Origin of the sequence: Streptomyces thermodiastaticus (assembly GCF_014656135.1) — a bacterium.
In the GTDB taxonomy this organism is placed as follows: domain Bacteria; phylum Actinomycetota; class Actinomycetes; order Streptomycetales; family Streptomycetaceae; genus Streptomyces; species Streptomyces thermodiastaticus.
The window spans coordinates 1-20,518 of record NZ_BNBV01000049.1 but is presented as its reverse complement, the minus strand read 5'-3'; the positions used below and the strand labels follow the sequence as shown (position 1 = coordinate 20,518).

The 20,518-nt window shown below is 71.1% G+C and carries 16 protein-coding genes and 1 pseudogene; all 17 read right to left on the bottom strand.

The window, feature by feature from the left end:
* Positions 1-1,050, bottom strand: a 1,050-nt coding sequence (locus IE286_RS27525) for a lipoyl domain-containing protein (RefSeq protein ID WP_308437394.1), incomplete at its 3' end; no start/stop codon positions are given.
* A gap of 272 nt (positions 1,051-1,322) precedes the next feature.
* Positions 1,323-2,108, bottom strand: coding sequence for a TIGR03936 family radical SAM-associated protein (locus IE286_RS26275; RefSeq protein ID WP_189799259.1), 786 nt, complete (start codon positions 2,106-2,108; stop codon positions 1,323-1,325).
* Positions 2,109-2,406: 298 nt separating this feature from the next.
* Positions 2,407-2,700: a hypothetical protein gene (locus tag IE286_RS27520; protein WP_229863774.1), complete on the bottom strand. Its 294-nt coding sequence runs from the start codon at positions 2,698-2,700 to the stop codon at positions 2,407-2,409.
* A 292-nt stretch (positions 2,701-2,992) separates the two neighbouring features.
* Positions 2,993-3,484 (bottom strand): annotated as a pseudogene (locus tag IE286_RS27515) (DUF4291 domain-containing protein); the annotation flags it as partial.
* A 5-nt stretch (positions 3,485-3,489) separates the two neighbouring features.
* The gene (locus tag IE286_RS26265; protein ID WP_189799258.1) at positions 3,490-4,050 is read right to left on the bottom strand and encodes a hypothetical protein; all 561 of its coding nucleotides are present in this window, start codon (positions 4,048-4,050) and stop codon (positions 3,490-3,492) included.
* Positions 4,051-4,182: 132 nt separating this feature from the next.
* Positions 4,183-4,320, bottom strand: a complete 138-nt coding sequence (locus IE286_RS26260) for a hypothetical protein (protein WP_189799261.1) — start codon at positions 4,318-4,320, stop codon at positions 4,183-4,185.
* A gap of 247 nt (positions 4,321-4,567) precedes the next feature.
* Complete coding sequence (locus tag IE286_RS26255; RefSeq protein WP_189799257.1) at positions 4,568-6,493, bottom strand: TIGR03960 family B12-binding radical SAM protein; 1,926 nt, start codon at positions 6,491-6,493, stop codon at positions 4,568-4,570.
* A 103-nt stretch (positions 6,494-6,596) separates the two neighbouring features.
* Entirely contained in the window at positions 6,597-8,117 is a 1,521-nt protein-coding gene (locus tag IE286_RS26250) for a CYTH and CHAD domain-containing protein (protein ID WP_189799256.1), read from the bottom strand.
* A 133-nt stretch (positions 8,118-8,250) separates the two neighbouring features.
* Positions 8,251-9,450 (bottom strand): rod shape-determining protein RodA, encoded by a 1,200-nt coding sequence (gene rodA, locus IE286_RS26245; protein WP_189799255.1) that lies wholly within the window; start codon positions 9,448-9,450, stop codon positions 8,251-8,253.
* On the bottom strand, positions 9,447-11,711 hold the full coding sequence (mrdA, locus tag IE286_RS26240) for a penicillin-binding protein 2 (RefSeq protein ID WP_189799254.1): 2,265 nt from the start codon (positions 11,709-11,711) through the stop codon (positions 9,447-9,449). The genes rodA and mrdA overlap by 4 nt, the downstream gene beginning before the upstream one ends.
* 159 nt (positions 11,712-11,870) lie before the next feature.
* Positions 11,871-12,548 (bottom strand): rod shape-determining protein MreD, encoded by a 678-nt coding sequence (gene mreD / locus IE286_RS26235; protein WP_189799253.1) that lies wholly within the window; start codon positions 12,546-12,548, stop codon positions 11,871-11,873.
* 15 nt (positions 12,549-12,563) lie between these two features.
* Positions 12,564-13,601, bottom strand: coding sequence for a rod shape-determining protein MreC (gene mreC / locus IE286_RS26230; RefSeq protein WP_189799252.1), 1,038 nt, complete (start codon positions 13,599-13,601; stop codon positions 12,564-12,566).
* A gap of 163 nt (positions 13,602-13,764) precedes the next feature.
* A complete protein-coding gene (locus tag IE286_RS26225; protein WP_125498353.1) occupies positions 13,765-14,784 on the bottom strand; it encodes a rod shape-determining protein in 1,020 nt (339 codons plus the stop codon).
* A 314-nt stretch (positions 14,785-15,098) separates the two neighbouring features.
* Positions 15,099-15,512: a nucleoside-diphosphate kinase gene (ndk, locus tag IE286_RS26220; protein ID WP_189799251.1), complete on the bottom strand. Its 414-nt coding sequence runs from the start codon at positions 15,510-15,512 to the stop codon at positions 15,099-15,101.
* Between the two features lie 184 nt (positions 15,513-15,696).
* Positions 15,697-16,035 (bottom strand): DUF4233 domain-containing protein, encoded by a 339-nt coding sequence (locus tag IE286_RS26215; RefSeq protein ID WP_189799250.1) that lies wholly within the window; start codon positions 16,033-16,035, stop codon positions 15,697-15,699.
* 7 nt (positions 16,036-16,042) lie between these two features.
* Entirely contained in the window at positions 16,043-17,563 is a 1,521-nt protein-coding gene (gene folC, locus IE286_RS26210) for a bifunctional tetrahydrofolate synthase/dihydrofolate synthase (RefSeq protein WP_189799249.1), read from the bottom strand.
* Positions 17,564-17,654: 91 nt separating this feature from the next.
* Positions 17,655-20,279, bottom strand: coding sequence for a valine--tRNA ligase (locus IE286_RS26205; protein ID WP_189799248.1), 2,625 nt, complete (start codon positions 20,277-20,279; stop codon positions 17,655-17,657).
* Positions 20,280-20,518: the final 239 nt, after the last annotated feature.

Below are 20,518 nucleotides of genomic sequence, written 5' to 3'. Positions count from 1 at the left end.
CGGAGCGGCCGGGGCCTCGGCGGCGGGCGCCGGGGCGGGCTTGGGGGCCGGGGCCGGCGCCGCGGGAGCGGCCGGGGCGGGGGCGGCCGGGGCGGCACCGGGAGCGCCGATCACGGCCAGCCGGGCGCCGACCTCGGCGGTCTCGTCCTCGGCGACCAGGATCTCCAGCAGCACACCGGAGGCCGGGGAGGGGATCTCGGTGTCGACCTTGTCGGTGGAGACCTCGAGCAGCGGCTCGTCGGCCTCGACGGTCTCGCCGACCTGCTTCAGCCAGCGCGTGACCGTGCCCTCGGTGACGGACTCGCCGAGCGCCGGCAGGACCACGTCGGTGCCCTGCGCGGCACCGGCCGGGGCGGCCGGGGCGGCCGGAGCCTCGGGAGCCGGGGCGGGGGCGGCCGGGGCCTCGGCGGCGGGCGCCGGGGCGGCCTGCTCGGCCGCAGCGGCGGTCTCGGGGGTGCTTTCCCCGCTCACGGACGGCACCGGCTCGGCGGGTGCGGCCGGGGCCGGCGTGGAGACGCTGCGGGTGACCCGGCGGCGGGGGCGGCGCGGTGCCGCGGCCTCGCCGACCTCGACGGAACCGGCGGTGCTGTCGTCGACGGCCGTGGACGACGCGGAGGTGGCCGGTACGACGGTCTCGACGGCCGTGTCGCTCTGCGAGGTCCTCGGCGATCCGGCGGGCACGGTGACCCGGCGGCGCGGGCGGCGGGCGGGCGGCTGGGCCCCGGCCTGCTCCTGCGGCGCGGCGTCCTCTGCGGACTCGGCGGACTCGGTGGCCTCAGCGGTCACGGTGGTCTCGTCGGTGTCCGTGACCTGCTCGGTCTCGTCGACCTGCTCGGTCTCGTCGGTTGCGGGCTCGGCGGCGGTCGCGGACGGCTCGGCGGGGTCGGCGGCTGCTATGGCCGGCGTGGTGATCTCTGCCGGGGCCTCGGACGAGGCGACGGCGGGCGGGCCCGCCGGGCGGGACGCGACACGGCGCCGGCGGCGCGGCGGCAGGGTGTCGCTGGGGGTGTTCAGTTCTTCGGAACCCGTAGGTTCGTTCGGTCCGAGCATGCGGGCGTATCTCCCGTCAGGCTCCCGGGCGCCGCGCCTGGTCCGGCACGATCCTCGATCGTTCGCCGTTGACGTCCGCGGCCGCGCTGATGCGCGGTGACCGCCGTCCGGGGCGCGGGCGCCGCGCGGGAGCTTTCTGTGTCCTGTATCGCCGGTTCCGTACGCCTTGTCGCTTACGGCCTGGCGAAAGTCTTCTGGTCGGTGCGCTGCCCGACCCAGGTGGCTCCCGAGTTCGAGGGCGGCGCATTCGGCGCGTCCCTGCGGGACCTTCCCTAAGCGGGCGCCTTCGCGGTGGCAGTGTCGGCGGCCCCTGGTGACGCGGCCGGGGCGGCCGGGGCTGCCTCGCGGTCGGGCGCGAGCGGGTCGGTCACCGTGCCGGTCTCGTCATCGAGCAGCCCCTGCGCCAGCCTGGTCACCGCTGCGGGGACCGGCGGCGCCAGGTCGGCCACGGCGTTGAGGCCGGACAGGACGTCGTCGGGTCGTACGGCAGGCGTCACGTGCCGAACAACCAGCCGCAGTATCGCACAGGGCTGCCCGTTCGGCCCATCAGTCGTCGCACCATCCGGTGTCGCGACCTCGAGACTCACCACCGCGGGCCGGGCGTCGAAGGTGCGCATGCCGTTCTTGGTCAGGCGCTGGACCTCGACGGTCTCGGCCTCGGTGAAGGCCGCCACGGCCCGCTCCGCCTCGGCCGGGTCCACCCCGGGGAGCCTCAGCTCCCACACGGAGGCGGCCAGCCGGTCGGCGAACCCCAAGGTACGGGCCTCGACCGCGTCGGTGACGTCGAGCCCGTCGGGCAGCGACGCGTCGAGCTGGGCGCGCAGCCGCTCCGGGTCCCGGGGCTCGGTGAGCGCGATCTCGAGATACTCCGCCTCACTGCCCGTGCCGGTGGGTGCGGCATTGGCGTAGGAGACCTTCGGGTGCGGCGTGAAGCCCGCCGAGTACGCCATCGGCACCTCGGCACGGCGCAGCGCACGCTCGAAGGCGCGCTGGAAGTCGCGGTGGCTGGTGAACCGGAGGCGGCCGCGCTTGGTGTAACGCAGTCGGATGCGCTGCACCGCGGGTGCGGGCGGCGGGCCTTCGGGCTGTCGCTTGCCCAGTGGAACTTCTCCTTGTGTACGGCGGTCGGTCCAGACGCCCCGCGCCGGCGGGCATGCGGCGCCTGGTCCTCTTCTCTAGGGTACGTGTTTCCCGCCCCGTGAGTTCCCGGCCGGGTCACCTCCGGGCAACCGGCCGCTCACCGCGCCCTGCCGGCGCCCGCCTCACCGGCCGCTTCACGACCGTCGGCGGCAGCGGCTTCCTGCCCGCGGGGCCGATCTCGATGCTGGTGCCGCCGGCCGTACCGCGACGGTCCCCTCACCGATCGACGCGCTGGTCACGGACCTCCGGATCACCCAGGCCCGGCTTCGCCGCCGCACCGCCCCAGGTGAATTCGTAGCGGTTCCTCTCCCGGTCGAAGGTCAGGCCGATGCCGACGCCGTCGATGCCGCAGTTCTCCCGCAGGCACTCGACGACCGCCGCGGCGGCGACTTCCTCCTGGTAGTCCGTAGGCACGGGTACGTCCCAGTCCTCCACACGCACCACCAGAGCATCGGCGCCCTCCCTCAAGGCCTCCAGCTGCCCGGCCACCAGGCGGAGGCCGAACGCCATCCACCTCTCGTCCGCCGGAGCAGATGTCCCGCGGCGGCAGCCACCAGACGTGCGAGTCGCCGACTCTCCGCCCCCCCACTCGGCGGCTCGTCGACCGGCTGGACATCGTGCGTGATGCGGGCGACGAGCCCCCAGGGACCGATACGCCTCTTGTAGATGTACGTGCATGCCACGTGCGGCCTGAGAGAGGGAGATGAGCAGTCAGCCGTCGGCGGATGGCCTCCGGCAGCGAATACGGGCGTTCGGCCGGCAGCTGACGCTCGGCCTCCTCGATCCTGCCGTCGAGCACGGCGGAGTGCGTCGACCGCGCCAGATCGGTGACGTCCGCGATGTCCACGATCCAGTCGTCCACATAGCGGCTCACGGCTTCGCCGGACAGGCCGACCTGAATGGCACGCCACGGCTGCGGTTCCAGAAGAACCGACCGGTCCGGGTCCCACTGCACGCGCACCGGGCACGCGGCGACCTCTGCGCGCCACTGGTCGTGGTCCGCGTGCACAGCGGGCTGGAAGTGGCTGAGTGCCGCATGCGCCAGCGCCCACTCGAACCCCGCCCGGTCGATCTCGATGCGCAGAACACGTTCCTGGTCCGGCTTCAAGGCCCAGCCGCAGCGGTACATCATCCACAGGAACGACGGCTTGATCCAGGTCATGCGTGCACGCTTGAACGGCGCCACGAACGTCCCGGCACGCAGCGCCGGTTCGGCGATCTTCCGCGGATACGCCTGGTACACGGTGATCGTGGAGTCGGTGTACGCCGCCCGCACAAGGCGACCCCGGCCCATCTCCCTCACTGACCTGCCACCTCGGAAGCCCAGGTGACCGCGCGGTAAACCTCCGGCCCCTCGACGTGCGAGCCGCCGGCCGTGTGCAGCAACCATCGCAGCTCAAGGCACCCGAAGAGCGCCTCCCCCCAGCTGTCCACCCAGACGCGGACCTGTGCCGGGCCCACCGGCACGGCGTCCCAGAATTCCCAGCCGCGGGAATCCTCTTCTGGATCGAAGCAGTAGATCCAGTTCTGCAGAGGCCAGGGTTTGCCGCCACCTCGATTCACGAACTCAATGGAGCCCTGCCGGGCGAATTCCGGAGGCTCCTCACCGCTGTCGGCGCAGACCGAAGTGAACCAGTCCGGAAACCCGTCCACCGGCAGATCTCTGTCATCGAACTCCGCCGTACAAGCCAGATGGAGCGCCGCGGACAGGACATGACGGACGCGCTGCACATACTCCTCGGGAGAGCCTTCGTTGACATCGACGGTGAAGACCGCGAGAACCGGTGGAGCCGACTCAACTGCTGGGCGCTGCCGCACGCGATCCCCTTCGGCCGCGACGCTCTCCTCACTGTGGATCATTGTGCGACCTCTCCAAGCCGACGGCCGACTGGGTGGCGAGTCGGCCCAGCGCGTCGTATGTGTGGTGCAGGGTGAGGAAGTCGCCGACGTGCCGGGTGAGTTCGCGGCCCGCAGCATCGTAGGAGATGTCTACTAAGCGGCCTGAGGCGTGTCGGCGAATTCCCGCATGGCCGTGGCCATATGGCGGTAATCGTCCTCGTCGACGTTCGGGAAGTGAATGCCGATGTAGTCCAGTACCTGATCAAGCCAGCCCGGAAGCGTGTGACCCATGCCCGCTGTCCCCCTTGTTTCCCGCACCACCCAAAGCCAGGCACCCTGGTGCGCATCCGAACCCTACTGTGAAGGACGTTCCGAATGGCTCCCCGATTGCGCCGGACAGCGCGAGTGAACTGGGCGGACGGGGGGACGCCGCACTCGCCCGATGCGTGAGCCTCGCTCACATCAGTGCACGTGGTGCGCATGAACAGACGAGGCGGGCGCCAGTCCGGCGCCCGCCTCGGCGGTCACTTCCCGGCGGTCACTTCACGACCGTCAGCGGCAGCAGCTTCTTGCCCGTCGGGCCGATCTGGATGCTGGTGTCCATCGCCGGGCACACGCCGCAGTCGAAGCACGGCGACCAGCGGCAGTCCTCGACCTCGGTCTCGTCCAGGGCGTCCTGCCAGTCCTCCCAGAGCCAGTCCTTGTCCAGGCCGGAGTCCAGGTGGTCCCAGGGCAGGACCTCCTCGTAGGAGCGCTCGCGGGTGGTGTACCAGTCGACGTCGACGCCGTACGGGGCGAGCGCCTTCTCGGCGCAGGCCATCCAGCGGTCGTAGGAGAAGTGCTCGCGCCAGCCGTCGAAGCGGCCGCCGTCCTCGTAGACCGCGCGGATCACCGCGCCGATGCGGCGGTCGCCGCGGGAGAGCAGGCCCTCGACGATGCCGGGCTTGCCGTCGTGGTAGCGGAAGCCGATGGAGCGGCCGTAGGTCTTGTCGCCGCGGATCTTGTCCCGCAGCTTCTCCAGGCGGGCGTCGGTCTCCTCGGCGCTCAGCTGCGGGGCCCACTGGAACGGGGTGTGCGGCTTGGGCACGAACCCGCCGATGGACACCGTGCAGCGGATGTCCTTGGAGCCGGAGACCTCGCGGCCCTTGGCGATGACGCGGGCCGCCATGTCGGCGATCTGCAGCACGTCCTCGTCGGTCTCCGTGGGCAAGCCGCACATGAAGTACAGCTTCACCTGACGCCAGCCGTTGCCGTACGCGGTCGCGACGGTGCGGATCAGGTCCTCCTCGGAGACCATCTTGTTGATGACCTTGCGGATGCGCTCCGAGCCGCCCTCCGGAGCGAACGTCAGACCCGAGCGGCGCCCGTTGCGGGTCAGCTCGTTGGCCAGGTCGATGTTGAAGGCGTCGACCCGGGTGGAGGGCAGGGACAGGCCGACCTTGTCGTCCTCGTAGCGGTCGGCGAGGCCCTTGGTGATGTCGGCGATCTCGGAGTGGTCAGCGGAGGACAGCGACAGCAGACCGACCTCCTCGAAGCCGGTCGCCTTCAGGCCCCGGTCCACCATCTCGCCGATGCCGGTGATGGACCGCTCGCGCACCGGGCGGGTGATCATGCCGGCCTGGCAGAACCGGCAGCCGCGGGTGCAGCCGCGGAAGATCTCCACGCTCATCCGCTCGTGGACCGTCTCGGCCAGCGGGACCAGCGGCTGCTTGGGGTAGGGCCACTCGTCCAGGTCCATCACCGTGTGCTTGGACACGCGCCACGGCACGCCCGAGCGGTTGGGCACGACCCGGCCGATGCGGCCGTCGGGGAGGTATTCGACGTCGTAGAACGCGGGGACGTACACGCCGCCGGTCTTGGCCAGGCGCAGCAGCAGTTCCTCGCGGCCGCCGGGGCGGCCCTCCTGCTTCCAGGTACGGATGATGTCGCTGATCTCCAGGACGGCCTGCTCGCCGTCGCCGAGGACGGCGCAGTCGATGAAGTCGGCGATGGGCTCCGGGTTGAACGCCGCGTGGCCGCCTGCCATGACGATCGGGTCGTCGAGGGTGCGGTCCTTGGACTCCAGCGGGATGCCGGCCAGGTCCAGCGCGGCCAGCATGTTGGTGTAGCCCAGCTCGGTGGAGAAGCTGAGGCCGAGCACGTCGAAGGCCTTCACCGGGCGGTGGCTGTCCACAGTGAACTGCGGGACGCCGTGCTCCCGCATCAGCGCCTCCAGGTCCGGCCACACGCTGTAGGTGCGCTCGGCGAGGATGCTGTCCTGCTCGTTGAGCACCTCGTAGAGGATCTGGACGCCCTGGTTGGGCAGCCCGACCTCGTAGGCGTCGGGGTACATCAGCGCCCAGCGGACGTCACAGCTGTCCCACGGTTTGACGGTGGAGTTCAGCTCGCCGCCCACGTACTGGATCGGCTTCTGCACATGCGGGAGCAGAGCTTCGAGCTGCGGGAAGACCGACTCGACAGACATCGTGGGAATACCTTCGTCAGCTGGCTTGGGGTCCCCCGGCCGGCCGGCTCGGGGAGTGCGACCAACAAGCGTAACCCGGTCGGCGGGCACACGGCGCGCTGCCTCAGCCCGGCAGCGCCGTGCGCTTCGCCAGGTCCTTCCACACTGTGGGCAGCCGCGTCTCCACCTCGGCGGCTCGTCGTTCCTCGCGCCCGTACAGCAGCCCGTAGGTGAACGTGCTCTCCCCCGCCTGCTCGGCCGCCGCGGCCAGCTCGCGCAGTGCCTGACGGGTCATGACGCCGTCCTGGTGGTCGCCGAGCGGGGTCTGCAGGGTTTTGGCCGCAGCCGCCACACCGGCCGCCTCGGCGAGGCCGGGCGCGGCGGCCTCGGCCGCGTACCGGGCCCGTTTGGCCTGTTTGCGGGCCTCGTGCAGGGCGACGTCGCGGCCGGGTCCCGGGGGCAGCGCCAGGGCGTCGCCGAGCGCGGCCGACAGCTTCGTCCATTCCTTGCGCACCACGCGGGCCAGAACCCGGGCGGGGCGGCCGGCGGCGGCCCGGCGCAGCGGCGGGCGGTCCACCACGGCGTCCAGCGCGTCCAGCAGGCGCAGGTACCGGGTGCTGTCCAGGGTGGCCAGCAGGTCGCGGCGCGCCCCGGAGGCGCGCTCGGCGGACCAGGTGCGCAGACGTTCGGTGACGGGTCCGGTGACCAGGTCCTCGGGCAGGCCGGCGAGGGCGGCGGTGAGGCGTTCGGTGAGTACCTCCGCGTCGCGTCCCCGGCCGAGTTCACCGGCGAGCCACTTCAGTTCCACGCCGACGGGGCGGGTGACGGCACGGTCGAGAATCTTGGCGTAGCTGCGCAGCACGCTGCGCAGGCGGCGGGTGGCGACCCGCATGCGGTGCACGGCGTCGGGCAGGTCCCGCCTCACGGCCGGGTCGAGGGCGAGGAGGGTGTCGCGCTGGGCGCGCAGATGGGCGAGGACGTGGTCGCCGGCGGTCACGGGGGGTGCCGGGGCGGCCCGGCGGGGCCGGGCCTCGGGCGGGAAGGTCTCGGCGAGGGCGCGTTCCAGCTTGGAGGCGGCCGCAGCGGGGCGGACGCCGGCCGCCTCAAGCCGGTGCTCCACCTGGTCCAGGACGGCCGGGTCGGCGCCGTCGGCCAGTTCCACCTCGATCTCGGTCCACCGGGCGGTGCGCGCCTCGCCGGCCGCGCCGCCGGTCAGGCGTTCGGCCCGGACGGTGTCCACGCTCGCCTCGGCCAGCAGGGTTCCGTCGGCGGCGAGCAGGTGCCGCACGGCGCGCTCGGTGCGGAGCCGGACCAGCGGCTGCACGGCCTGGTCGCGAACGCGGCAGCGGACCAGCGCGGCCAGTTCCACGGGAACGGTGTCGCCGAGCGGGGCCTGGATCTCGTCGCGGGCGCCCGGCCCGGCAGGGAGCTTCAGGTGCCAGCCCGCGTCGCTGCCGCCGGTGCGGCGGCGCAGGGTCAGGCCGGCGGCGGACAGGCGCAGGTCGGCGGTGTCGTAGTAGACGGCGTCCAGGACGACCACGCCCCGGTCCGCGACGGTCGCCACGGGTCCCGTGCCGGTCAGATCCGGCAGCCCCGGCGCTCCCGCCTCGTACTTCCGCTCGATCTCCCGTCTGGCGGCCACCATGCACCGACTGTAGTGCGCCGCCCGCCCGCGGGGGCAGGGGCGCACGGCAGCAGTCGTCGCACCGTCCGGCCGCCGAGGCGCTGTGCGGGGCCTCCGGGGCGCTGTGCCGACGTCGGGGCCGGGCCGCCAGGCGCTACGCCGACACCGGCCGCTGCACCCGGATCGACTGCAGCAGGCCCACCGCCACCCAGGCCGCGAACATCGACGAGCCGCCGTAGGAGACGAACGGCAGCGGCAGGCCGGTGACCGGCATGATGCCCAGGGTCATGCCGATGTTCTCGAAGGACTGGAAGGCGAACCAGGCGACGATGCCGGCGGCGACGATGGTGCCGTACAGATCGGGGGTCTCACGGGCGATGCGGCAGGCGCGCCACATCACGACCCCGAGCAGCACAATGATCAGGCCGGCGCCGATGAAACCCAGCTCCTCGCCCGCGACCGTGAAGACGAAGTCGGTCTGCTGCTCGGGCACGAACTGCCCGGTGGTCTGGGAGCCGTGGAACAGGCCGGCGCCGGTCAGGCCGCCGGAGCCGATGGCGATGCGGGCCTGGTTGGTGTTGTAGCCGACACCGGCCGGGTCGAGGCTGGGGTTGGCGAAGGCCGCGAACCGGTTGATCTGGTACTCGTCGAGGATGTGCAGCTGCCAGATCACCACGCAGCCGATCGCACCGGCGGCGAGCAGCCCGAAGATCCAGCGGTTGGAGGCGCCGGAGGCGAGCAGCACGCCGAGGACGATGGTGACCAGCACCAGGACCGTGCCGAGGTCGGGCATGAGCAGCACGATCACGATGGGCACGGCGGCCAGACCCAGGGACTGCAGGACCGTGCGGTGGTCGGGGTACTCCTTGTCGCCGGCGTCCACCCGGGCGGCCAGCAGCATCGCCATGCCCAGGATGATGGTGACCTTCACGAACTCCGACGGCTGGATGGAGAACCCGCCGCCCAGCACGATCCAGTTGCGGCTGCCGTTGATGGTGGCGCCGAGCGGGGTGAGCACCAGCAGGATGCCGAGCAGCGAGGCGCCGTAGAGGATCGGCACGGCGTTGCGCAGGACGCGGTGGCCGAGCCAGATGGTGCCGATCATCAGGGCGAGCCCGATGCCGGTGTTCACCACGTGCCGGATGAGGAAGTAGTACGGGTCGCCCTGGTTGATCTCGGTGCGGTTGCGGGTCGCGGAGAAGACCAGGGCGGTGCCGATCACGGACAGGGCGAGCGCGGACAGCAGCATCGGCCAGTCCAGCCGGCGGGTGACGGAGTCCCGGGCGAAGAGCCGGGTCCAGCGGGCCCGCTCGGGTCCGTACCCGGAGACGGAGAAGCTGTTCACGCCGGTCATGCGGTCGTCCTCCGGCTCCCCCTGCGGCGTGCCCGCCTGCGGGTGTCGCGGTTGCCTGCCGGCGGCTCGGTGGTCGTCGCCGGTGTCTGGTCGCCGTCGGGCGCGGTGTCGCCCTCGTCGGTGGCCTGCTGCTGGGCCTTCTCCACGTCCTTGGCGGGGTCGCCGGGGATCTCCGGGGCGGCGATGGTGCCGTCGGTGTGGATCTCCGGCAGGCCCTTCTGCGGGGTGGGCAGCAGCGCCTTCCTGGTGTCGATGGAGCCGTCGGCCTGGACGCCGTACAGGGCGCTGTAGATGTTGCGCACCGCCTCACCGGAGGCGCCCGAACCGGTACCGGCCTGGGAGATGGTCATGATGACCGTGTAGTCCTTGCTGTAGCTGGCGAGCCAGGACGTGGTCTGCTTGCCGTAGACCTCGGCGGTACCGGTCTTGGCGTGCAGCGGGATCTTGTCCTGGGGCCAGCCGGCGAACTTCCAGGCGGCGGTACCGCGGGTGGCCACGCCCGCGAGCGCCTCGTCCATCATGTCGCGGGTGGACTTGCTGATCGGCAGCTTGCCGCGGACCTTGGGCTTGATCTCGGTGACGTGCTTGCCGTCGGGGCTGACGATGGCCTTGCCGATGGTGGGGACGTACATGGTGCCGCCGTTGGAGATGGCGCTGTAGATGACGGCCTCCTGGATCGGGGTCAGCAGCGTGTCGCCCTGCCCGATGGAGTAGTTGATCGCGTCACCCTCGCGCATCTTGTTGCCTTCGAGGCAGTTCTCGTAGGCGATCTTCTCGACGTAGGAGCCGTCCTTCTTGCCGCTCTTGCACCAGGCGTCCTTGTTGGCCTCCCAGTACCGCTGCTTCCACTCGCGGTCGGGGACGCGGCCGGTGACCTCGTTGGGCAGGTCGATGCCGGTCTTCTGACCGAGCCCGAACTGGTGGGCGGTCTTGAAGAACCAGTCCTTGGGCCGACCCGGCTTGGGATTGATGCCGCCGTCCTTCTTCCACTCGCTGTCGGCGAGGTAATAGAAGACCGTGTCGCAGGAGACCTCCAGGGCCCGGCCGAGGGTGATGTCGCCGAAGTTCTCGCCCTCGAAGTTCATGAAGGTGTGGCCGCCCGCCGTGTACGAGCTGGTGCACGGGTACTTGCCGTTGAAGTCGTAGCCGGCCTGGACGGCGGCGGCGGTGGAGACCACCTTGAACGTCGAACCGGGCGCCGACTGGCCCTGGATGGCGCGGTTGAGCAGCGGGTAGTCGGAGTTCTTGCCGGTGAGCTTGGCGTAGTCCTTGGCGGAGATGCCGCCGACCCAGACGTTCGGGTCGTACGTGGGCGCGGAGGCCATGGCGACGACCCGGCCGGTCTTGGCCTCCATGACGACGACGGCACCGGAGTCCGCCTTGTAGTTGGTGCCGGTGATGTCGTCGTACTGCTGCCGGGCGGCCTTCATGGCCTTGTCCAACTCGAACTCGGCGACCCGCTGCACGCGGGCGTCGATGCTGGTGACCAGGTTCGAACCGGGCTCGGCCGGGTCGGACTTGGCCTTGCCGATGACCCGGCCGAGGTTGTCGACCTCGTAGCGGGTGACACCGGCCTTGCCGCGCAGCTCCTTGTCGTACTGCCGCTCCAGGCCGGAGCGGCCGACCATGTCGGAGCGCAGATAGGGCGAGTCGGTGTCCTTGGCCTGCTGGATCTCCTCGTCGGTGACCGGGGAGAGGTAGCCGAGGACCTGCGCGGTGTTGGACTTGCCGGGGCCGGGGTAGCGGCGGACGGCCTCGGGTTCCGCGGTGATTCCGGGGAAGTCCTCGGCGCGTTCCCGGATCTGCAGCGCCTGCTTGGGCGAGGCCTCGTCGGTGATCGGGATGGGCTGGTAGGGCGAGCCGTTCCAGCAGGGCTGGGGCGTCTCGGCGTCGCACAGCCGGACCTTCTGCATGACCTCCTTCGGGTCCATGCCGAGGACACCGGCCAGCTTGGTCAGCACCGCCTTGCCGTCGTCCTTCTGCTTGAGCAGCTCGGTGCGGGACGCGGAGACCACCAGGCGGGTCTCGTTGTCGGCGAGCGGCACGCCGCGCGCGTCCAGGATCGAGCCGCGCGGGGCAGGCTCGACGACCTGTTGGACGTGGTTGCCGGACGCCTCCTTCTGGTAGTGGGCGCCCTCCCGGATCTGCAGGTACCACAGCCGTCCCCCCAGGGTGCCGAGCAGCGAGAGGACAAGGATCTGGATCACGACGAGACGGGTCTGGACCCGTGGGGTCCGGCCGGTCTCGGGGATGTTCGTCACGGCGTTCGATCCCCCTCTCTCAGCATGCCGGCGCGTGAGTGCGGACGGATGTGTGTGCGAGAACGCGTACACCTGTACGCGCGCATCCGCATGATGAACGACGTGCCGGTGAGCCCGCGTTCCGCCGGGCGGCACCCGTTCGGGTGAACTGCGCGGTGTTCACAGCCGCTTGACCCCCTTGATGCGGCCGACCCGGACGGAACGGGTGCGGGCCTTGGCCTTCAGGCCGCCCAGCGCGCCGCGCCGGCCGCCGATGCGCAGCCCCGTGCCGGAGGACAGCCAGCCGGAGGAGAGGTCGGCGCCCCGGGAGGCGCCGCCGGCCTCGGCGAGCGGGTCGGGGTCGGTGCGCCGGGCCAGCGCCATGATGCCGGGGACGACGAACGGGGCGAGCAGCAGGTCGTACAGTGCGGCGGTGAACAGCAGCCCGGGCAGGCCGACATGGCGGGCGGCGGTGTCGCCGACGAGGGCGCCGACACCGGCGTACAGCAGTGTGGAGCCGAGCGCGGCGACGACCACCACCGCCATCGGGCCGGACGCCGACTTCAGCCGGCCGGTCTCCGGCTTGACGAGTCCGGCGAGGTAGCCGATGACGCACAGCACCAGCGCGTAGCGGCCGGCGGCATGGTCGGCGGGCGGGGCGAGGTCGGCGAGCAGCCCGGCGCCGAAGCCGATGAGGGCGCCGCCGACGTGGCCGTAGACCATGGCCAGGCCGAGGACGGTGAGCAGCAGCAGGTCGGGCACCGCGCCCGGCAGGTGCAGCCGGGACAGGACGCTGACCTGGAACACCAGGGCCACGACGACCAGCGCGGTGGAGAGCAGGATCCGGTTCAGGCGCATGGGACTTCTCAGCTCCTACGGCTGCTGGCTGTCGGTGGACTGGGCGTCGGGCTCCTCGCTGCCGCCGGTGTCGCCGGCCATGTCCCGGTTCCCGTCGTAGGACTCGCCCTCGTCCTCGTCGCTCGCCCTCTCCTCGCCGGCCGGGGCGGACGGGGTGACCGTCACGGTCACCGTGGGCGTGGGGGTGGGCTTGGGCTTGGGCGGCAGGACGGCGTCCCGCGGGTCCTTCTTCGGGGCCTGGACGACGACACCGACGATGTCGAGCTTGCTGAAGCCGACGTACGGTGTCACGTACACCGTGCGGGTCAGGTCGCCGCCGGAGGGGTCCACGCGGGAGACGACACCGACTGGCACGCCGGGTACGAAGGGCTTGTCGCCCTGGGAGCCGAAGGTGACCAGCCGGTCGCCCTTCTTCACCTGCGCCTTGCCGTTGAGCAGCTGCACCCTGAGCGGGCGGTCGCCCTGGCCGGAGGCGAAGCCGAGTTCGCCGGTGCCCTCCAGCCGGGTGCCGACGGTGAAGTCGGGGTCGTTGGCGAGCAGCACGGTGGCGGAGTCGGGGCCGACGGTGGTGACCCGGCCGACCAGTCCGTCGGCGTTGAGCACGGTCATGTCGCGCTGGATGCCGTCGCGGGAGCCGACGTCGATGGTGATGGTCCAGGAGAAACCCTGGGCGGCTCCTATGGCGATGACCTGGGCGCCCTTGATGCCGTACTGCCCGCGGCCGGCCAGCTTCAGCATCCCGTCCAGCTGGGCGAGGCGGCTGCGGTTGCGGGCGTCGCTGCCGAGCTTCGCCTTCAGCTCGGCGTTCTCCTTCTCCAGCGCGGCCAGCCGGTCGTGGCGTTCACCGGAGTCACGGACGGCGGAGACCGCGTTGCCGACCGGGTTCACCATGGACGACAAGCCGTTCTCGATCGGGCCGAACACGGTGGCGGCGGCCCTTCTGGCCCCCTGCACCGGGGAGTCCTCCCCGCCACGGATGTCCACCGTGATCAGCGCGAACGCGATCGCGATCAGCAGCACCAGGAGCAGCCGGCTCTCTTTCGTGTCCCTCACGTGCGGCGGCCGTGCCCTTCCTCATAGGAACCGGGTGGCCCCTGGAACCGCCGACCGTGGGAGAGCGGTTCCAAGGGGCCCGTTTGCGGGAGCTTATGCCTCTATATCAACGATCCGCCGCACGAGAGGAGATCATCTCGTACGGCGGACCCGGAACGGTGTGTCACCTGCGCGGCTGGGCGTCCAGGACCTGCTGCAGGGCCTCGAACTCCTCGACGCATTTGCCGGACCCGAGTGCCACGCTGTCCAGCGGGTCCTCGGCGATGTGGATCGGCATGCCGGTCTCCCGGCGCAGCCGCTCGTCCAGCCCCCTCAGCAGTGCGCCGCCACCGGTGAGGACGATGCCCCGGTCCATGATGTCGCCGGACAGCTCCGGCGGGCACTTGTCCAGGGTGGTCTTGACCGCGTCGACGATGGCGTTGACCGGTTCCTCGATCGCCTTGCGGACCTCGGCTGCGGAGATGACGACGGTCTTCGGCAGCCCGGACACCAGGTCGCGGCCTCGGATCTCGGTGTGTTCGTCGGTTTCCAGGTCGTACGCCGAACCGATCGTGATCTTGATCTGTTCGGCCGTCCGCTCACCCAGCAGAAGGCTGTATTCCTTCTTGACGTACTGAATGATGGCGTTGTCCAGCTCGTCGCCCGCCACCCGGATGGACTGGGCGGTGACGATGCCGCCGAGGGAGATGACCGCGACCTCCGTGGTGCCGCCGCCGATGTCCACCACCATGTTGCCCGTGGCCTCGTGGACCGGCAGGCCGGAGCCGATGGCCGCGGCCATGGGCTCCTCGATGATGTGCACCTGGCGGGCGCCCGCCTGGGAGGATGCCTCGATGACGGCGCGCCGCTCAACCCCGGTGATCCCGGAGGGCACGCACACCACGACACGCGGACGCGCCAGATACCGCCGCTTGTGGATCTTCAAGATGAAGTAGCGGAGCATCCGCTCGGTGATCTCGAAGTCCGCGATGACGCCGTCCTTCAGCGGACGGACGGCGACGATGTTGCCGGGCGTCCGCCCGATCATCTTCTTCGCCTCGGCGCCGACCGCCAGAATGCCACCGGTGTTGGTGTTGATGGCGACGACGGACGGCTCGTTGAGTACGATCCCGCGACCCCTGACGTACACCAGCGTGTTGGCGGTCCCGAGGTCGACAGCCATGTCACGGCCGATGAACGACATAGAGTTTCCCATCAGGATTCGTCTGGCCTTCCTGGCGGCTTTGAGGGCGTGTCAGGTCGGCGAAGGTGGGTGCTGTGACGTGAAGGCTTCCATCGTAGACGCGCCTGCACGAACACTGCGCGAGGGTCTTCGTCATTGTCAGCAGATGGCGTACCGCCTCGCTTGTGGAGACGATCCATCGGAGGCACGCGTTCCCCCGATCGGCACCGCGTATGCCGACGGGCGGCCGGTTTTCCACGACCGCCCAGGTCACGCGGCCCGCCAGGCTGACGATATGTCAGAAAGAACGCGGGGAACCACCGGCCCGGCGCGGGTCAGGCCCGGCCGGGGAAGAAGATCTTGACCTCGCGCTCGGCGGACTCCTCGGAGTCGGAGGCGTGGACCAGGTTCTCCCGCACGATCACGCCGTAGTCACCCCGGATGGAACCCGGCGCGGCGGCGATCGGGTCGGTCGCACCGGCCAGCGCCCGCATCCCCTCGATGACCCGCTCGCCCTCGACGATCATGGCCACGACCGGGCCGGAGGACATGAACTCCAGCAGCGGCTCGTAGAAGGGGCGGCCCACGTGCTCCGCGTAGTGCTGCTCCAGCGTGGCGCGGTCCAGGGTCCGCATCTCCAGCGCGGTGATCCGCCAGCCGGCCTTGCGCTCGATCCGGCTGACGATCTCGCCGACCAGCGAACGACGGACGGCGTCCGGCTTCAGGAGGACGAGAGTGCGCTGGGTCATGGGTACGGCTCCTTACAGGCCAGGGATCGGTTGGCCCGAAGGGTACCGGGTCCGGTGCGCCGGCCGGCGCGCGGACCTGCCTCGATGCCGTCCGTGACGGCGGAAAACGGGGGAGATGCCCGGTCCGCACCGCCCGTGGGGGCCGGCCCGGGCGCCGTGGTGTCCGGTTCCCGGGCCGGCCTCGTCAGCTCTCGGCCTGCGCCGCCATACGCGCCTTGGCCGCGTCGGCCTTCCGTCCGAAGTGCACCGACGCCCACCACAGCCCGGCGAACACCGCGCCCAAAAAGTACATGGTCGGCACCACCACACCGGAGACGATCAGCGCGATCTGCAGCGCCCAGCCCAGCACCACGCCCGCCCGGCGGGTCACCATCCCGCACAGCAGCACGCACAGCACCATCGCGATGCCGCTGACCGTCCACACCGTCCCCGCGGACAGGTCCGGGTCCTTCATCGCGACCAGACCGGCGAACCCGATGACGAAGAACTCACCGATCAGCGTCGAGGAACACAGCGTACGCACGGAGATGTCAGCCCTTCCTCAGCAGCAGCCGGGCCTCGCCGACCGTGATGACGGAGCCGGTGACCAGCACTCCGGCACCGGCGAACTCGCCCTCCTCCTCGGCGAGCGTGATCGCGGCCTCCAGCGCGTCCGGCAGCCGGGGCTCCACCTGGACCCGCTCCTCGCCGAACACCTCCACGGCGATCGCCGCCAGCTCGTCGGCGTCCATCGCGCGGTGGCTGGAGTTCTGGGTGATCACCACCTCGGCGAACACCGGCTCGAACGCCTCCAGCAGCCCACGCACGTTCTTGTCCCCGCTGGCCCCGACCACGCCGATCAGCCGGCTGAAGTCGAACGCCTCGTGCACCGCGTCGGCGGTGACCTGGGCGCCGGCCGGGTTGTGCGCGGCGTCCAGCACCACCGTCGGGGAGCGCCGCACGACCTCCAGCCGCCCGGGCGAGACCACCGAGGCGAAGGCCCGGCGGACGGTCTCGGCGTCCAGCGGCTCCGCCCGCTGCGCGCCCACCCCGAAGAACGCCTCCACCGCGGCCAGCGCCACCGCCGCGTTGTGCGCCTGGTGGTCGCCGTGCAGCGGCAGGTACACGTCCGTGTACTCGCCGCCCAGACCGCGCAGCGTCAGCAGCTGCCCGCCGACGGCCACCTGCCGCGAGACGACCCCGAACTCCAGGCCTTCCCGGGCCACGGTCGCATCGGCCTCCACGGCCTTCTTCAGCAGCGCCTGCGCGGCGTCCACCGGCTGCTGCGCCATGACCACCGTGGCGCTCTGCTTGATGATGCCCGCCTTCTCCCCGGCGATCTGCGCGGTGGTCTCGCCGAGCCGGTCGGTGTGGTCCAGCCCGATGGGGGTGACCACGGCGACGTCCGCGTCGATGACGTTGGTGGCGTCCCAGCTGCCGCCCATGCCGACCTCGACGACGGCCACGTCCACCGGCGCGTCCGCGAAGGCCGCGTACGCCATGCCGGTGAGCACCTCGAAGAAGGACAGCCGGAACTCCTGCGCGGCGTCCACCATCTCGATGTACGGCTTGATGTCCTGGTACGTCTCGATGAACCGCTCCGCCGAGATCGGCGCGCCGTCCAGGCTGATCCGCTCGGTGATCGACTGCACGTGCGGCGAGGTGTACCGGCCGGTGCGCAGCTCGAAGGCGCCGAGCAGCGCCTCGACCATGCGGGCGGTCGAGGTCTTGCCGTTGGTGCCGGTGATGTGGATGGCGGGGTAGGCGCGCTGCGGCTCGCCGAGGACGTCCATCAGGGCGGAGATCCGGCTGACCGAGGGCTCCAGCTTGGTCTCGCCCCAGCGGGTCGCCAGCTCCGCCTCGACCTCCCGCAGCGCCTTGTCCACCGCGGGGTCGGACGGCCGGGCCGGCACGTCGGCCTGCGGAGGGCCGCCCTGGGTGCGCAGGGTGCGGCTGCCGGCCTCGATCACCGCGAGATCGGGGTCGCGGTCGGTCTCCGCCGCGATGATCTCGTCGAAGTGGTCGAGGACGTCGGGCTGGTCGTCGTTGCCGTTCGGGGGCTGCTCGCTCACGAGGCAAGTGTACGTAGACGGGCGAAGGCCCCCGGAACCGGACGGTTCCGGGGGCCTCGCGCAGCGTGCACGCCCGTGCGGCGGGCGATGCCTACGCCTGCGGCAGGCGCTCCAGCTGGGCCTGGATGCGGGCGATGTCCTCCTCGGCCTTGGCGAGCCGGGTGCGGATCTTCTCCACGACGTGCTCCGGGGCCTTGGCCAGGAAGGCCTCGTTGCCGAGCTTGGCGCTCGTCTGGGCCTTCTCCTTCTCCGCGGCGGCCAGGTCCTTCGCGAGCCGCTTGCGCTCCGCGGCGACGTCGATCGCGCCGGACAGGTCGAGGGCCACCTCGACGCCGGCGACCGGCAGGGTCGCCGTGGCGGTGAAGGAGTCACCGGCCGGCTGCAGCCGCGCCAGCTGCCGGATGGCGGCCTCGTGCCGCGCGAGGGGCGAGCCGTCGAGGCCCAGCCGGGCGGGGACGCGCTGACCGGGCTGGAGGCCCTGGTCGGCACGGAACCGGCGCACCTCGGTGATCAGGGACTTCAGGGTCTCGATCTCCCGCTCGGCGTCCGCGTCGCGGAAGCCGCTGTCGGCCGGCCAGTCCGCGATCACCACGGACTCGCCGCCGGTCAGGGCGGTCCACAGCGTGTCGGTGACGAACGGGACGACCGGGTGCAGCAGCTTCAGGGTGACGTCCAGGACCTCGCCCAGGACGCGCTTGCTCACCTCGGCGGCCCTTCCGCCCGCCTGGAACGTCGTCTTGGTCAGCTCGACGTACCAGTCGAAGACCTCGTCCCACGCGAAGTGGTACAGCGCGTCGGAGAGCTTGGCGAACTGGAAGTCGTCGTAGTGGGCGTCGACCTCGGCGACGGTCTGGTTGAGCCGGGACAGGATCCAGCGGTCCGTGGCCGACAGCTCCTCCGGGGCGGGCAGCGGGCCCTCGACCGTGGCGCCGTTCATCAGCGCGAAGCGCGTGGCGTTCCAGATCTTGTTGGCGAAGTTCCGCGAGGCCTGGACCCAGTCCTCGCCGATGGGCACGTCGGTGCCGGGGTTGGCGCCGCGGGCCAGGGTGAAGCGGACGGCGTCGGAGCCGTACCGGTCCATCCAGTCCAGCGGGTCGACGACGTTGCCGAACGACTTCGACATCTTCTTGCCGCGCTCGTCGCGGACCAGACCGGTCAGCGCGATGGTCCTGAACGGCACCTCGCCGTCCATCGCGTACAGGCCGAACATCATCATCCGGGCGACCCAGAAGAAGATGATGTCGTAGCCGGTGACCAGGACGTCGGTCGGGTAGAACGTGCGCAGGTCCTCGGTCCGCTCCGGCCAGCCGAGCGTGGAGAACGGCCACAGGCCGGAGGAGAACCACGTGTCGAGGACGTCGGTCTCCTGGTGCCAGCCCTCGCCGGCGGGGGGCTCGTCGTCGGGGCCGACGCAGACGACCTCGCCGTCGGGGCCGTACCAGATCGGGATGCGGTGGCCCCACCACAGCTGGCGCGAGATGCACCAGTCGTTCATGTTGTCCACCCAGTCGAAGTACCGCTTCGACATGTCCTCGGGGTGGATCTTCACCCGGCCGTCGCGCACCGCGTCACCGGCGGCCTTGGCCAGCGGGGCGACCTTCACCCACCACTGCATGGACAGGCGCGGCTCGATGGTGGTCTTGCAGCGCGAGCAGTGGCCGACGGAGTGGACGTAGGGGCGCTTCTCCGCGACGATCCGGCCCTGGGAGCGCAGCGCCGCGACGATGGCGGCACGCGCCTCGAAGCGGTCCAGGCCCTGGAAGGGGCCGTGCGCGGTGATGACGGCCCGCTCGTCCATGACCGTGATCGACTCCAGGCCGTGGCGCTGGCCGATGGCGAAGTCGTTCGGGTCGTGGGCCGGGGTGACCTTGACGGCGCCGGTGCCGAACTCGGGGTCGACGTGGGCGTCGGCGACGACGGGGATGGAGCGGTCGGTCAGCGGCAGCTTGATCTGCTTGCCGACCAGGTGCCGGTACCGCTCGTCGTCGGGGTGGACGGCCACGGCGGTGTCGCCGAGCATGGTCTCGGCCCGCGTGGTGGCCACGACCAGCGAGTCCTCGCCCTCGCCGTAGCGGATGGAGACCAGCTCGCCGTCGTCCTCCTGGTACTCCACCTCGATGTCGGAGATGGCGGTCAGGCAGCGCGGGCACCAGTTGATGATGCGCTCGGCGCGGTAGATCAGCCCGTCGTCGTAGAGCCGCTTGAAGATGGTCTGGACGGCCTTGGACAGGCCCTCGTCCATGGTGAACCGCTCGCGGTCCCAGTCGACGCCGTCGCCGAGGCGGCGCATCTGGCCGAGGATCTTGCCGCCGTAGTCCTCCTTCCACCGCCAGACACGCTCGACGAACGCCTCGCGGCCCAGGTCGTGGCGGGACTTGCCCTCCTCGGCGAGCTGCTGCTCGACCTTGTTCTGGGTGGCGATGCCGGCGTGGTCCATGCCCGGCAGCCACAGCGCCTCGTAGCCCTGCATGCGCTTGCGGCGCGTGAGGGCGTCCATCAGCGTGTGCTGGAAGGCGTGGCCCAGGTGGAGGGAGCCGGTGACGTTCGGCGGCGGGATGACGATGGTGAACGGGGGCTTGTCGCTCTTGGCGTCGGCGGCGAAGTAACCCCGCTCTACCCAGCGCTCGTACAGCGGCCCCTCTACGTCGGCCGGCGCGTACTGGGTCGGCAGTTCGGTGGCGGGCGTTGGTGGCTGCTGCTGAGCGTTCTCGGTCACGGACACAGTGTAGAGGGGTCGCAGCACCGCCCTGAAACCGCTTTTCCACGGGCCCGGCGTGCTCCCTGAGGCAGCCTCCGGGCGGGGCGGCGGCCGGCTCGCTCGGGCGGCGCGCGCGCCGTGAGCGGGCACACGCAGGGGCCCCGGGCCGGTGAAGGTGTCTTGGGTTCAAGGGGTCGTCGCAACACCACTTGGTTTCAGGTGGTGAGTAGATCACGTAGACGCTCGGCTGGGGTATC

Bases quoted from the DNA above. Each gene is read 5' to 3' on its own strand.
- IE286_RS27520 (WP_229863774.1), bottom strand. From the start codon at position 2,700: ATGGCGTTCGGCCTCCGCCTGGTGGCCGGGCAGCTGGAGGCCTTGAGG.
- IE286_RS26265 (WP_189799258.1), bottom strand. From the start codon at position 4,050: ATGATCCACAGTGAGGAGAGCGTCGCGGCCGAAGGGGATCGCGTGCGG.
- IE286_RS26260 (WP_189799261.1), bottom strand. From the start codon at position 4,320: ATGGGTCACACGCTTCCGGGCTGGCTTGATCAGGTACTGGACTACATC.
- IE286_RS26255 (WP_189799257.1), bottom strand. From the start codon at position 6,493: ATGTCTGTCGAGTCGGTCTTCCCGCAGCTCGAAGCTCTGCTCCCGCAT.
- IE286_RS26250 (WP_189799256.1), bottom strand. From the start codon at position 8,117: ATGGTGGCCGCCAGACGGGAGATCGAGCGGAAGTACGAGGCGGGAGCG.
- rodA (WP_189799255.1), bottom strand. From the start codon at position 9,450: ATGACCGGCGTGAACAGCTTCTCCGTCTCCGGGTACGGACCCGAGCGG.
- mreD (WP_189799253.1), bottom strand. From the start codon at position 12,548: ATGCGCCTGAACCGGATCCTGCTCTCCACCGCGCTGGTCGTCGTGGCC.
- IE286_RS26225 (WP_125498353.1), bottom strand. From the start codon at position 14,784: ATGTCGTTCATCGGCCGTGACATGGCTGTCGACCTCGGGACCGCCAAC.
- ndk (WP_189799251.1), bottom strand. From the start codon at position 15,512: ATGACCCAGCGCACTCTCGTCCTCCTGAAGCCGGACGCCGTCCGTCGT.